This is a genomic window from Pristimantibacillus sp. Z349TD_6, from assembly GCF_056173205.1.
In genome coordinates this window covers 619,364-633,160 of sequence record NZ_CM149662.1, presented here as the reverse complement: position 1 = coordinate 633,160, position 13,797 = coordinate 619,364, and the positions used below count along the sequence as shown (strand labels likewise).

The 13,797-nt window shown below is 46.5% G+C and carries 15 protein-coding genes; 9 read left to right on the top strand and 6 right to left on the bottom strand.

The genetic code is table 11. The annotated features are described in order from the left end of the window. Positions 1-52: 52 nt before the first annotated feature. Entirely contained in the window at positions 53-643 is a 591-nt protein-coding gene (locus tag AC0VYE_RS02815; protein ID WP_076268396.1) for a hypothetical protein, read from the bottom strand. Between the two features lie 122 nt (positions 644-765). On the opposite strand from AC0VYE_RS02815, the gene ilvA reads away from it, so the two are divergent. Next, positions 766-2,034 (top strand): threonine ammonia-lyase IlvA, encoded by a 1,269-nt coding sequence (gene ilvA, locus AC0VYE_RS02810; RefSeq protein ID WP_076268397.1) that lies wholly within the window; start codon positions 766-768, stop codon positions 2,032-2,034. A gap of 59 nt (positions 2,035-2,093) precedes the next feature. Here the strand turns inward: ilvA and AC0VYE_RS02805 are convergent, their stop codons facing one another. Next, positions 2,094-3,071: an aldo/keto reductase gene (locus AC0VYE_RS02805; RefSeq protein ID WP_475445890.1), complete on the bottom strand. Its 978-nt coding sequence runs from the start codon at positions 3,069-3,071 to the stop codon at positions 2,094-2,096. 133 nt (positions 3,072-3,204) lie between these two features. On the opposite strand from AC0VYE_RS02805, the gene AC0VYE_RS02800 reads away from it, so the two are divergent. The 6 genes from AC0VYE_RS02800 (at position 3,205) to AC0VYE_RS02775 (ending at position 7,186) form a co-directional block, all read left to right on the top strand. After that, positions 3,205-4,368 (top strand): MGDG synthase family glycosyltransferase, encoded by a 1,164-nt coding sequence (locus AC0VYE_RS02800; RefSeq protein ID WP_475445888.1) that lies wholly within the window; start codon positions 3,205-3,207, stop codon positions 4,366-4,368. An 18-nt stretch (positions 4,369-4,386) separates the two neighbouring features. Further along, complete coding sequence (locus tag AC0VYE_RS02795) at positions 4,387-5,580, top strand: MFS transporter (protein ID WP_475445886.1); 1,194 nt, start codon at positions 4,387-4,389, stop codon at positions 5,578-5,580. A gap of 15 nt (positions 5,581-5,595) precedes the next feature. Beyond that, the gene (locus tag AC0VYE_RS02790; protein WP_076268400.1) at positions 5,596-6,204 is read left to right on the top strand and encodes a TVP38/TMEM64 family protein; all 609 of its coding nucleotides are present in this window, start codon (positions 5,596-5,598) and stop codon (positions 6,202-6,204) included. An 11-nt stretch (positions 6,205-6,215) separates the two neighbouring features. Then, positions 6,216-6,596 (top strand): zinc ribbon domain-containing protein, encoded by a 381-nt coding sequence (locus AC0VYE_RS02785; RefSeq protein ID WP_475445884.1) that lies wholly within the window; start codon positions 6,216-6,218, stop codon positions 6,594-6,596. Between the two features lie 121 nt (positions 6,597-6,717). Then, complete coding sequence (locus AC0VYE_RS02780) at positions 6,718-6,861, top strand: hypothetical protein (RefSeq protein ID WP_179089810.1); 144 nt, start codon at positions 6,718-6,720, stop codon at positions 6,859-6,861. A 25-nt stretch (positions 6,862-6,886) separates the two neighbouring features. After that, the gene (locus tag AC0VYE_RS02775) at positions 6,887-7,186 is read left to right on the top strand and encodes a transposase (protein ID WP_076268402.1); all 300 of its coding nucleotides are present in this window, start codon (positions 6,887-6,889) and stop codon (positions 7,184-7,186) included. A 111-nt stretch (positions 7,187-7,297) separates the two neighbouring features. Here the strand turns inward: AC0VYE_RS02775 and AC0VYE_RS02770 are convergent, their stop codons facing one another. The 4 genes from AC0VYE_RS02770 to AC0VYE_RS02755 all read right to left on the bottom strand — a co-directional run bounded on the left by AC0VYE_RS02770 (position 7,298) and on the right by AC0VYE_RS02755 (position 12,347). Then, positions 7,298-8,365: an FUSC family protein gene (locus AC0VYE_RS02770; protein ID WP_441908227.1), complete on the bottom strand. Its 1,068-nt coding sequence runs from the start codon at positions 8,363-8,365 to the stop codon at positions 7,298-7,300. After that, positions 8,362-9,489 carry a DNA alkylation repair protein gene (locus AC0VYE_RS02765; protein ID WP_475445881.1) on the bottom strand — a complete coding sequence of 376 codons (1,128 nt, stop codon included), beginning with the start codon at positions 9,487-9,489 and terminating at the stop codon, positions 8,362-8,364. Before AC0VYE_RS02765 ends, AC0VYE_RS02770 begins: the two co-directional genes overlap by 4 nt. Before the next feature lie 148 nt (positions 9,490-9,637). Next, positions 9,638-10,405, bottom strand: a complete 768-nt coding sequence (locus tag AC0VYE_RS02760) for a sporulation protein (RefSeq protein WP_076268405.1) — start codon at positions 10,403-10,405, stop codon at positions 9,638-9,640. Positions 10,406-10,544: 139 nt separating this feature from the next. Next, complete coding sequence (locus AC0VYE_RS02755; protein WP_475445878.1) at positions 10,545-12,347, bottom strand: ATP-binding protein; 1,803 nt, start codon at positions 12,345-12,347, stop codon at positions 10,545-10,547. 280 nt (positions 12,348-12,627) lie between these two features. Here AC0VYE_RS02755 and mscL point away from each other — a divergent pair, with 280 nt between their 5' ends. Together mscL and AC0VYE_RS02745 are read left to right on the top strand one after the other, a co-directional pair. After that, positions 12,628-13,110 (top strand): large-conductance mechanosensitive channel protein MscL, encoded by a 483-nt coding sequence (gene mscL, locus AC0VYE_RS02750; protein WP_076268407.1) that lies wholly within the window; start codon positions 12,628-12,630, stop codon positions 13,108-13,110. Further along, positions 13,103-13,738: an NUDIX hydrolase gene (locus tag AC0VYE_RS02745; protein ID WP_475445876.1), complete on the top strand. Its 636-nt coding sequence runs from the start codon at positions 13,103-13,105 to the stop codon at positions 13,736-13,738. Before mscL ends, AC0VYE_RS02745 begins: the two co-directional genes overlap by 8 nt. Positions 13,739-13,797 lie beyond the last annotated feature (59 nt).

Sequence of the window (13,797 nt, the reverse complement as noted above, 5' to 3'; positions counted from 1 at the left end):
ATTAAGGATTCGTCCTTAATCTGTCGTTTTCTTTTCCAAGGTTCATCGTTCATTACAGCTTTAATTGAATTTGGAGCTTGAAACGAATTTTTATCTGATTATTCTCGAACTGTACATCTCTCACCGTTACAACATCCTGCGCCGGCAAATCTAGCGGAATGACGATCGTTTCTAGCATACTTAGCGGCAGCTGAATAGCTTTGACAGAAAGCGATTGGGGTTTAAGAATAATGTTTGGAGACTCCCAGTCCATTGAATATACCGCATCCAGTCTTGCAGGAATTTTGTTCTTATAGGTTATATTCATTTGTGCTGTCAGCCTGTTCTCTTCGAGGTCAAAGTTTGCCCCATCCAGATGAATAGCCTTCGCCATTTCTTGATCAGCGGATTCCGGTCTGCTGATGGCAAGCTCATCTTTCATATTCATTTTGATCAAATGGTTAATATCGGATTCCGTCAGGACGAGCTCCAGCTTCATTTTTCTGACCATATCCAGCGCTTTCTCTTTCACATCAATCGGCGCGTAGCTCATGTCCAGCGGCTCATCCGGTGCAATGTAAGACAGGAACCACCATAGTGCGCCGCCAAGCAGCAACAGAATAACAATGAAGCTCGTCAGAAGTCTTTTTAAGGTTTTTCCCATGTGAATCCTCTCCTTGCTATACAAATAAACGATTTCTATTACGCCAACTCATAATGATAGTGCTATAATGAATCCAATCATTTTTACTGTTGATCAAAAAAATGCCGAGAGGATGGTCACCTATGAACACAAATCCTATACCGCTGCATCGTATTGGGCTTGAAGAAATCGTTCAAGCTCAAATGCACTTAAAGGATATCATTACACGAACACCACTTCAACATAACCGTGTGCTGTCCGAGCGGTTTGGATGCCATGTTCTTCTAAAACGAGAGGATCTGCAAATCGTTCGTTCCTTCAAAATACGCGGAGCGTACCATATGATGCGTTCTCTGTCACCAGAAACGCTCGCTAAAGGGGTGGTTTGCGCCAGCGCCGGCAACCATGCGCAAGGCGTAGCCTACTCGTGTCAAACACTTGGCATCCCCGGCAAAATATATATGCCCAGCACAACTCCTCGCCAGAAGGTGACACAGGTTAACTTTTTTGGCGGATCGCAAGTTGAGGTCATCCTTACAGGAGACACCTTTGACGATGCTTATGCCGAAGCAGTCGCAGAGAGCAACCGCAATGGCCTTGCCTTCGTACATCCCTTTGACGACCCCAAAATCATCGCAGGAAACGGAACGGTAGGACAAGAATTAATGGAAGCCGCGGATACTGTACCTGACTTTGTATTCGTGACTGTCGGCGGTGGCGGGCTTGCAGCCGGCGTCTCCTCTTATGTAAAAATCGTCTCCCCGACAACAAAGGTAATTGGCGTGGAGCCGGAAGGCGCGCAATCACTAAGAGCATCGCTTGATGCAGGTGAAGTCGTTACCCTTGATCAAATTGAGAAATTCGTCGATGGCGCAGCTGTTAAACGTATCGGTGATTTATCATTTGAGCTATGCAGAGACCTGCTTGACGATGTTATTTCCGTGCCTGAAGGAAAAGTGTGTACGACGATGCTCGATTTGTATAATGAGAATGCCATCGTAGCCGAGCCGGCTGGCGCACTGCCCATCGCTGCGCTAGAAGCCTATCGTGATCAAATTCAAGGCAAGACGGTCGTCTGTGTCGTAAGCGGCGGCAACAATGATGTCGATCGGATGCAGGAAATCAAAGAACGTTCTCTCATCTATGAGGGCTACAAGCATTACTTTATGGTCAGCTTCCCGCAGCGCGCAGGAGCGCTTCGCGAATTTCTCGACAGCGTGCTTGGTCCTAATGATGATATTACACGATTCGAGTACACCAAAAAATCAAACAAAGACAACGGTCCCGCACTCGTCGGCATCGAGCTTACTCACCGTGAGGATTACGATCCGCTCGTTGCTCGTATGAGCAAGAAGGGCTTTCAATTTCTTGAGCTGAACAAGGATCCTGTTTTGTTTAACTTGTTGATTTGATCGGCATGATGTGAATAAGATACGCCCCGTATCCATGAATGGATACGGGGCGTTTGTCATTACCAGGCGTAGGCGCGCGGTGCATCTCCGCCAGGACCAGGAAATATTTCATCAATACGTTTCAGTGCAGATTCATCTAATGAGATTTCAACTGCGCGAAGCGAGCGCTCGAATTGATCCAGCGTGCGGACACCGATAATCGGAGCCGTTACTGCCGGATTTGCAAGCAGCCATGCGAGTGAAATCAGATCCTCAGGCTCGCCAAGCTCGTCACAAAATGCAGCATAGGCATCTAATTGATCACGATGCTGATCCAATCGTTTCGAATCTCCGCTGCGGCGGCCTCCGTCTTTACGACGATGATTGCCTGCAAGCAAGCCGCCGTCAAGCGGACTCCACGGAATAACGCCAAGTCCTAATTCCTTCGAAGCTGGCAATACCTCCAGTTCCGGCAAACGGCATAACAAATTATATTTGTGCTGCTCAGATACAAGACCGATCGATCCTCTTGCCTTCGCTTCGCCTTGCGCAACTGCAATATCCCAGCCGGCAAAATTACTTGAGCCTATGTAGCCAACCTTGCCTTGGTTTACTGCTGTTTCGAATGCTCCCCAAAGCTCATTCCAATTTGCACTGCGATCCACATGATGCATTTGGTACAGCTCGATATGATCCGTTTGAAGACGCTTAAGCGAACCTTCCAAATGTCTGCGAATTTTATATGCGGAAAGTCCCGCTTCACGGTTCGGACCGTCATGATTATCATGCATGTCGCCGTATACTTTTGTAGCCAGCACCGTACGTTCACGGCGTCCGTCGCCCTGCTTGAACCATTTTCCGATAATTTCTTCTGTACGGCCTGCGTTCTCGCCCCAACCGTAAATGTTAGCGGTATCGATAAAATTAATGCCTGCATCTAGAGCTGCGTCTAATATACGAAATGATTCCTTCTCGTCTGTGTCCACGCCAAAATTCATTGTGCCCAAACATAAACGGCTAACTCGAAGTCCAGATCTTCCTAGTTTCGTGTATTGCACTCTAATCATCGCTCCTTCAATTTTGAAATAGGATGGATTGCGTATTCATTATACTAAAAATACACAAAGTAACCAAACGCCGTTCACAATCGCATAACAAATGTTCGTTACACTAACGGCAGGAGGTGTGTCTATGATACGTTTCGAGGAAAAAACGCAGCCGAAATTGTTAATTTTGTACGCTTCATATGGAGAAGGCCATCTTCAGGTTGCTCGTGCGATTAAGAGCGCTTGGGAGGAGCATGGCAATTATCGTACGGTAATGGTCGATCTCATGGCAGAATCTCACCCTTGGATAAATGAGTTTGCTAAGCGCTTTTACTTAAAGAGCTATACGCATATGCCCTCGCTATATGGCTGGGTGTATGATTTCACAAGGCTAATGAAGCATGATTCATTATTTGGCGGGCTTCTTCATTCCTTTGGTACAGAAAAAATCAGGCGTATTCTTGCAGTCGAGCAACCGGATATCGTCGTGCATACTTTCCCCAGCTTTGCTCTGCCGAAGCTTAAGAAACGTAAAAGCGTTCATCCCCCCTCCTATGCTGTCATTACCGATTTTGATCTTCACAGGCGCTGGGTTCATCCAAGCGTCGACCGCTATTATGTCGCTACTGAGGATCTCCGATTAGAGCTTTCATCGCTGGGAATACCGGAGAGGGCAATTCAAGTGAGCGGCATTCCGCTCAAACGCGGCTTCCGTGCAACAGCCGCCTCAAGCGAGTTCTACGAGAGATATAAACTAAATCCTAATCAACCTATCGTCCTAATCATGGCGGGAGCGCAGGGCGTTTTGCCTGATGTATCGCAAATTTGCAGCAGCTTGCTGCAAAACGCTGAGGTTCAAATCGCGCTCGTATGTGGACATAATCTTTTTATGAAAAATATAATTGAGCAACAATTTCAAGCGCATGAAGGAGCTTCTCGCCTGCAGGTGTACGGGTTTATTGAGTCTATTCATGAGCTCATGGCTATATCTAATTGTCTCATCACTAAGCCAGGTGGCGTTACATTATCAGAAGCAATCGCTGCTGAGCTGCCCATATTCATTTACAAGCCAGTTCCTGGACAAGAAAAACAAAATGCATTGTATCTTAAGTCCAAAGGCGCAGCTGTTGTTGCCTATGAGGTGAACGAGCTGACGGAACAAATTTTGAAACTCGTTCATGATCCATTACGTCTTACTAATAGCAGACAATCCACCAAACAGCTTCAAGCCTCACAAACCGCAGCAGACAGCATCGTTTTGGATATTTTATCCAACTTGCGTATAATGGAGAAAGCAATCACTTTATAATGGATAAGGGGCTTGCCCGTGATTACAAATCAGAAAAGTTGGTTTGGAGCGGAGATGCGACTTATCTCCGTTATTTTGTTTATTGTGGAGTTTGTAAGAGGTGCTGTTCTTGTTAGTTTGCTGCCTATTTTTGGGGCAAAGACTTTAGGTTTATCACCTGATGTAATTGGCGCTGCGATTTCAGCTCACTATTTAACCGATACGCTGCTCAAAATGGCTATTGGCTATTTGCTGGATCGTTTCTCAACGCGAATCGTCGTTCAAGCAGGTTTAATTATTTCGCTGATCGGCATATATTTGCTGCAATTTTCCGAGCTGCCATGGATGTTCATTGGTGCAGCCGCACTATATGGCATCGGGATGTCACCGATCTGGATCGTATGCTTAACGAAAGTAACCGAGCAGCAGCGTGCAACCCAAATGGGAACGCTCTACACCATTTGGATGGTGGGACTAGGAAGCGGTCCGATCGTATGTAATATTCTGCTCGATTTCAGCGTATCTTTTACGTACAAGCTGCTTGTCAGCATGTCTGTGGCTGCATGCATATTAACGCTTTTCATGAGCAAAGAAAGGGCTGCTGCATCAAACCGTATGCCATTTCGAAAGCAGCTCGTCATTCTGAAGGAACGACTCGGCCATATGAAGATGCTTCTGCCGGGGATGATATTGCAGACGACAGGCGCAAGCATGCTCGTTCCCATTTTACCAAGCTTCGCGAATCAGGAGCTGGGTATCTCAGGTACGCAGTACTCCATTCTTTTAACGGCCGGAGGACTTTTTGCTGCAGGCGGACTCATTCCCATGGGGAAGCTTGCCGATAAGCTGGTTAATAAAAAATGGTTCCTCGTGACTGGATTTGGAGCGTTTGCATTTGGTTTATATATGCTGGCATCAGGACTTTCGTTCTGGTATTGTTTACTAATAGCGGCTGCTCTTGGATTATCCTATTCTGCTATTTTGCCTGTTTGGAATGCGCTGCTGGCTGCCTATGTTCCACCTAATCAAGAAGGGCTTGGCTGGGGCGTATTATCCACCTTTGAAGGCATTGGCGTAATGATCGGTCCAGCTGCTGGCGGCCTAATCGCTGCTTGGAACGGAGAAGCATCCGTTTTTTGGACAAGCGCAATCCTCTTTGGATTGATCGGCTTATTTTATTTATGGTTCCCATTTCCGGCATTCGCTACAAATGAAAAAGCTACAAACAAGTAGAACGGGGTTAGATCTATGGATGATTGGCGCAACTGGCTTGAATACTTAAAACACTTGGATCTCGATTCAATCCAATGGACATTGGAAAGCTATTCGCAATGGGGGCCTTTTCCCGGCATTTTGCTTCCCATGCTTGAATCGTTTCTCCCTTTCCTCCCATTAATTCTTATCATTGCGGCTAATGCCAACATTTACGGCCTCGGCTTTGGTTTTCTTTTTTCATGGATCGGTGTAAGCGCTGGTGCCTTCTGCGTATTTTGGATCAGCCGAAAGCTCGGACGCAATGTAAAAGGGAAACTAGAGCGAAGATTTCCAAAGTCGCAGCGTTTCTTCAATTGGGTTGAACGCCGCGGCTTCACGCCGCTATTCCTGCTGGCTTGCTTCCCTTTTACACCTTCAGTCGTCATAACTGTCGTATCCGGACTTAGCAAGGTGCCATTTCCTACTTTTATGCTCGCTACACTGCTTGGGAAGGCAGTTATGATATTTTGCATTTCATTGATTAGTTTCGATATTGGCAATTTAGTCAATGAGCCTTGGCGTATATTTGTCTCAATTACTGCTGTTCTGGTCATGTGGTTCGGTGGCAAACGTCTCGAATCCCGCTATCAGCTGAATGGGTGAGGTGATGGAGTATGTTTACATGGACCATCTTGACTAGCTTGCCTGTACATACGCCTCTCCCTCTCCTCACATGGTTTGATGTTGGGGCTACGACGATCGTGCTGATCATTGCGTTTGCTCTGCTCGCTGGCATGTTTATGTTCATTCGAATTGTTACAGATGACTCAGATAAATTTAAGGACATGAAAGAGATGGTGGAGACGATCTTCGGAACGCCTGCCCATCTCCGTCCGAATCCCGAACAATCCTCCGCCATAAAAGAAAGCAAAAGCGAGCTCATACATGATGCCGCTGCTGCTAAAGCACCATTTTCCGAACCATGTCCCGCTTGCGATGAGATCGTCACTGAACGTGATTCGGTTTGCCCCTCATGCGGACTCCAGTTATTATAGATTGCTCCTGTTCTTCCACCTGTACTCATACATTTCATCCTTTTGTGGCACACTGTTGAGGATCTTCTTCTGAAGATAAAGAAAATATAAAAACGATGAGATTCTCGAGGAGGGTGACCACATGTCAGGCAAACAGCCATCCGATCAACAGAAGGCAGCAAGCAAGGCGCAATCCCGAGCAGACCGCAATCTAGCCAGCAAGTCGTCAGCGAGCGAACTGCAGTCAGATGCCGATCGTTCAGCTGTGCCGAAGCACGGATTATAAGGACAGGAAGGTTGGTTGACACCATATGAGCAATGATAATAACCATAATGAGATGAATCCTCTATCTGGTGAGCCTGTTGAAGTAAAAGGCACCTACCGCAACGAATGGGGACGTGAAGAGCAGCTCGAACGCGGAGATGTATTCCCAGCAGATCCGATGCTTGGATCAACCGAGTGGCAGCTCGTTGAGCTCTTCTTCAATAATCATCATGAGGGGCATACTGATCCGAGATTGGTGCCGCATGATGATGACAATAACCCAGAGGCTCATATGCAGCATCCAAGGCGTCATGAAGGCAGCAACAAAACTGACGATGATCAGTAAACATTGAGCATGCTGTAATATAAGCAGAAAAACAGCAGGCAAAAACGCTCTTAAGCGGCGTTCTAACCTGCTGTTTTTGTTTTATTTGCTAAACTAACCAGCTAAATCCGTTCATGATGACTTTGGTCCATTCTCGGCTTCTTCAGCACAGCGCTTCGCGTTTTCCTCGCGCTGCGTCACTTGATCGAGCAGCTTCTCCAGTCGCCGCAAATGGTAGGCATATTCGAACAATGCCGAAGCGACAAATACGAGACGTTTATGCTCGTCCGGATCTTCCAAAATATACGCCGTCAATTCCTTCACAAACCGCGCTTCTCGTTCTTCCTCAGGCTCAATCAGCGCATTAGGCTTCATTTTCCCTTCAGCTTTCAACAGGATGTGCTCGTGATACTTCGATAAATCCTCAATTTGCCGATCGAAGCGCAGCGCCCACTCACTGGCACTTTGGGAGGAAAAATAATGCTCCTCCACCACATCGAGCAGATCAGCCCCTTTTTGCAGAGACTTAATCATTTGTTTCGATACAAGCAGCTGACGGGCATGGCTCGTCTTCGTCTTCGCAAGCACTTTGCGCTCCTCTTCGAATACGGTGTGGCGTTCCTCCAGCTTGTGCAGCGTATCGTGAAGCTTGTTCTTCTCTTGGCGGAAAACCTGCTCCTTCATCTCATTCGAAATGGCTGTGCGAAGCAGCAGAGAAAGCTGTGAATAGGCATGATGAACCTGTTCGGTAAATTGCTTCCTTGGCCGCGGAGGAAATACGAGCACGTTAACCGCAAATGAAGCTCCAATCCCCGTTAGCACCATTAAAAATCTTCCTATTGCCACGTCCCAGCCTTGTCCATTCGCTTCCATAATGGCAACGACCGTAACCAGCGTCAGACTAATCGTGCTCTCCATCTTCAAGCGAATACTGATGAGAATGACAAGGATACATACAAGACCAGCCGCAATCGGCGTATGACCGAATAACCGAACGGCTACAATCGCCATTACAGCACCCAGCAGATTCGTTTGCACTTGATCCGCTACACGCTGCCATGAGCGGTAAATAGAAGGTTGAATCGTAAATATAGCTGCCACGGCAGCAATAAGCGGGGAAGCGAAGCCGAACAAGCTGCTCAAGTAAATCGCTAATGCAACTGCCATCCCCGTTTTTAAAACCCTTGCACCAATCGTCATGTTGATTCTGCCTCCGTCACCAGAAGTTCGGCTGAAGCCACCTCTCTTCCATTTACCCAAAGCGTCACAAGATGAAGCCCGCTATAATGCTTGCGCGTCGTTAGATCAGCAAAACGATGAGTGCGAACACTTGAAGCTGACGCTCCTCCAGCATACTCGCGATCCGATAGCAGGAAACGTTTCAATGAAGTTTTGCCTCCAGACTTCACGAATGCAATTCCATATTCGATACGCAGCTTGGCCGGCTCACCCTCACGCAGCTGTACGCGATAGCGTAAAGATACCTCACCGCCAATAGCAACCGTCTCTGGATCTACCTCGATTGCAGCAAAAGCAACAAGCGGGTGTTCCTCTTCTTCTGCAGATGCGTGCTTCGCATACCCAAACAATTCCATGATCTGCGGACTTGATTGCTTAATCAGCGTACGGCAGCCATGACGAATGATCCAATCGGTCTTCGCATCATTGCCGATCCAAGCCTGCGCAAGCGATATGACAAGCTCGGGATGATCTTTGGCAATATCATTCAAGTTGTTAGCTACGCTCTTGCGCACATAAAGGGAATCATCACATTTCAGCTTCTCCAAAATCGGAACAATCGGCGATGGGTCTCGCTTAAAGAGCGGCAGCGCCTGCGCCCACGGCAGACGAGGTCTTATGCCTTCGCTCGCAAGCCGCCGTACGTGCTCATTCGGATGATCTGCCCATACAAGCATTTGTTTAGCCATACGCTGTGGATCGGCAAGAATGAATGCTCTTATTGCAAATTCTGAGGTCGAGTATTTCGTAAAGCGCTCCAGCGCGTCCAAAGACAGCTCCCAGTTTTGCGGCTCCAGTCCAAACACCTCGACGAAGTCCGGAAATATGATAAAAGGCAGCCCTGTGCATTTTTCATCTATTTGATATAAAACAGCCAGCGCTTTATCATATGCCTGCGGTAATGTAGCACCCAGCGCTTCTGTTATTTTTCGAGTTCGAGCCTTTAACTCTAATTGCTCCCAGTCACCATCCCTTACACGCTCTGCGAAAAGAACGGCGTCAAAAGGACTCCATGCTGACTTCAGCAAACCCACAAATTTCTCCAAAAATAATCCATCGTACATAGCCTTAAGCGGTTCTGCCAAATTAATCCCCTCCTCCAGTTATTATACCGAAAAAACCGATTCGATCACTACTTGCATCCGTTATTCATTTATAACGGCGCTGCAAGCAGCAAAAAAGCTCCGAAACGCCCCTGCAGGAGCGCTCCCGAGCTTGTTTTATTTATAAAAATTAAATATAGCGCGCTATGATACCAGACAATTGCTGCGCAATTGCGTTCGGCCCTGCTGACAGCTGCTCATTCGTGAAGCGAGCCCGAACAAATGTCTCATCCATATCCATAGCCTCTGCAAAAAAGGATGATAAACCGCGTGCGCGCCGGTCGATTTGGAGCACCAGCTCAAGCTCGCGATCCGATGGATAGAACATCACTTCCAGCTCATCAAGCTGGCCTCGGAACTGCGAGGTCGGTACAAATTCCAGCTCTTGAATAAATGGCATTTTGCCGCCAAGACGGGAAGAGTACTCGCATTCTGCCTTGCGCAACCGGAAGCCGAGCACATTCAGCGCATCCAGCACCGTGTTCATGGCGTGAGTCGGAACAACTTCGATTCGGTCATTATCACCGGGATCGACGCCTCCGCGAACGTCTAATTCCGTCTTCACCCATACTGGCGCGCGGCCAATTGTAAGCGGTGTTTGATGAGGCAGCTGAAAGGAGAAAGGCACCTCGCGACTTTCATTTGCCTGCAATGTGAAGGGAGCGCTCACGTGATAACGTCCGACCACTCCCTGCTGCGTTATTTTACTGTCATTGCTCTCACGTATATATTCTGTCATGACCGATAGCTGTATCGTTTCAATTCGCTGCTCTACGTTGCCGCCTTGCATTTTGACGATACCTCGAACCTCTTCACCTGGTGCATAACGTGCTTTTTCTAATAGTGTATCAATCTTTGCTGAGCCAATACCGATGCTTGCCAAAAAACGATTAAACATCAAACCGACCTCCACTCATATTATCTTCATTCCGAACTGCATAACCGTATTACGATGTCTTCAAAATTAAGTTTCAAATTCAAAAACTCATCCTTCGGCGCGTGAAAAATCGTTGATTATGAATGGTGTGAACCCGTCTCTAATGGTCTGAATCATCTGATTGGCCTAGCTCGCTCTGCTTCTGATCCATCGGCAAATTCGGCTGCTCCATATACGGCAATTGGATGATGAAGGTCGTCCCGACTCCTAGCTTGCTTTCGGCCGTAATTTGTCCCTGATGATTATTAATAATTTTGAAAGTGACCATTAATCCAAGTCCGGTCCCTTTATCCTTTGTTGTATAAAAGGGTTGACCAATCTTCGACAGCTGCTCCGCAGGCATGCCTGATCCTTCATCTTTAATGCGTATCAATACTCCGCGATCAGGATCAAGGGACATATTAATCATGACGATGCCACCATTATGCATCGCTTCTATCGCATTTTTAAGCACGTTAATAAACGCTTGCTTTAATTGATTCTCAACGCCGTATACCCACAATGGGCGATAGTCAGAATGGAATTCAATGATCACATTGTGCAAAATAGCTTGTGTTTCCAGTAAATTAACCGTGTCCGCCATTAATTGACGGCAATCTTTATGCACAAATTCATAAACCTGCGGCTTGGAGAGCATAAGTAGCTCGCTGACGATTGACTCGATACGGATGAGCTCTGTTTTCATAATGTCGTAAAAATGGTTGATATTGCCCCGGCCCGACGAAAGCAGCTGCATAAACCCTTTTAACGAGGTAAGCGGATTTCGGATTTCATGTGCAATGCCCGCCGCTAATTGACCTGCAACATAAAGCTTCTCAGAATTAATGAGCAGCTCCTCATTCTTCTTCCTCTCAGAAATATCCCGAATAATGACTTGTTCAATTTGTTTACCCGAAAAGGTAGAGCTCACCCTTACCATTTCTGTATGAAGCAGCGTCCCTTGAGTGGACATCCATTGCAGCTCGATTGGCTTATTGGGCGCATCATCTCCTGCTTGACCTGCCGTGAGCCATGCTTCCAATTCATTATGATAGGGTTCGGCCAATAAGTTATAAATATTTGAACCGATTATTTTATCCGCTGAATCTACTTCGAATAAACGCAAGCCAGCACGGTTCATAAATTCCCATTTGCCGTCGCTTATTAAAGCTATCGTATCTATGGAGTTCTCCACTAGAAGTTTATAACGCTCATTCATTTGAGTATATTTGTTGGATGCAAACCAGGTGGTAAGACTGAAGCTGAGGATAAATAAAGTAGATAAACCAAGTAAAGATGCAAGAATCAGCAAATATTGGTTTAGAAGATCTGTAGATAAAACATCGCTATAATCAACCTGCAGCGCGTGCATGCCAACTTGATGAACGACTATATTAGACAATCCGAGTGATAAGCAGCTTTTTATCTTATACCTTAACCCCTTTGTTTCCAGCCAATAAAAAGCCAAATATGCGCCAATAAAGTTGACTCCAAACGAAATCCAATATAGCAGCCAGTCCATTTTTAGGATGATGACCGATTCGGAAAGCATCGACAGGTAATGAAGCATAGTCGCTCCAAAAGCCATTAATAGAGCGCCGAATAAAATGCGTACCGATGAGAGATTTTTCTTTTGCATAACAACTAATGAGACATAAATGATAATGACACATGCGAATACTATAGGGAGCATGCTCCAATTCATGACCAATCTATAATGGGATGCAAGCAATAAAACAACATGCATCGTCCATAGGCCAAGTCCAAATACGGCAGCACCGCCAATGATCCAATTGATGCCGTGTGTCTGTTCTTTTGGCAGAGGCTTTTCAATCATTTTCAGCATCGTATAGGATGCAAAACACATGATGAAGAGCGATAAAACTAAATAAAACCAATTTCCCTCTATAACTAGGTCGCTCATAGAACTCCTTAAATAACCATTAATTTGCTTTCAAATAGTAAAATTCGACAAAATCCTTTAAAAACCTCTCTTTGTCCCGGCAATATTTCAATTTTTTGTAAGAAATCGAGAGTGAGTTTCTCTTCTGCTCATCTTCGGCTATTATGTTAGAATGACCTTAGTAGAAACAGGCGATAATAGTCTAATAGGCATTGCTAGATTTGATCATTTCGCTTCGTAATAGCACGAGGCTTACGTCAGACATTATTACCGCTTCTTAAAATGTGTAGGAGGAAAAGCAATGAAAATCATTAAAGAGTTTAAAGAGTTTGCAATGAGAGGCAATGTCATCGATCTAGCGGTCGGGGTCATTATCGGAGGAGCTTTTGGTAAAATCGTAACTTCTCTGGTTAACGATGTGATTATGCCGCCGATCGGCGTGGTTTTGGGAGGAGTCGATTTTAAGGATTTAAAAATCCCTCTCTATACCAAAGAACATGCCGCCAAAGTCGCCGCTAGTAGCAAAGATAAGATTGATGAAACCTTGCTGCCTACCATTAATTATGGCCAATTCATAAACGTAATGCTGGACTTTATTATCGTTGCATTCTGTATCTTTCTGCTTGTAAAAGTAATCAACGTGCTTCGCCGCAATGAGAAGAAGGAAGCTCCACCTGTTGAAGTGACCGAGAAGGATTGCCCTTACTGCTTGTCCAAAATACCTGTGAAGGCTACGCGCTGCAAGCACTGCACATCCCAGCTAGAGGCTGCTGCACATGGCTGATGAGCTCTTTGACATTTATGACGAGCAGCTTCGGCCGCTGGGCACAGCAACACGCGCAGAGACGCATGCGAATGGTTATTGGCACCGCAGCTTCCATTGCTGGCTGACGCGCCGCGAAGGAAACCGCAGGTTCGTGCGGTTTCAGCTGCGTCAGGCAGGCAAGGATACAAATCCGGGCTGCTATGATATCACGGCGGCCGGTCATTTGAGTGCTGGCGAAACGATTCGCGAGGCCATTCGTGAGCTTGAGGAAGAACTAGGGGTTTCCGCCTCATTCGAACAGCTCATACCCCTCGGGCAAATCAGGGAAAATGTTAGCGGTGAAGTAAATGGAAAACCCTTTATCGACCGTGAGGTCAGTGACGTTTTTGGCCTTGTGTGCGAGTTGCCTTTGACAGAACTTCTGCTGCAGCCTGAAGAAGTGGCCGGCGTTTATGAGGCTGATCTAGATGAGCTGATTGCATTGTTTGAAGGCTCTTTATCTGCGGTTTCTGCGTCAGGTGTTGAGCTCGGCGATCAGAACGAGCAGCTGACGATTGTCCATCGCTCCGTTTCGGCGAAGCAATTCGTGCCTCGCGAGTTTTCTTATTATACGAGCGTACTTCAGTCTCTGCGCGGTTGTACTTAAGGGATGCCCTGCTTTTGCTAGCGGGATCGCGAACGCCCATTGTTCGCTCCCAATTGCTA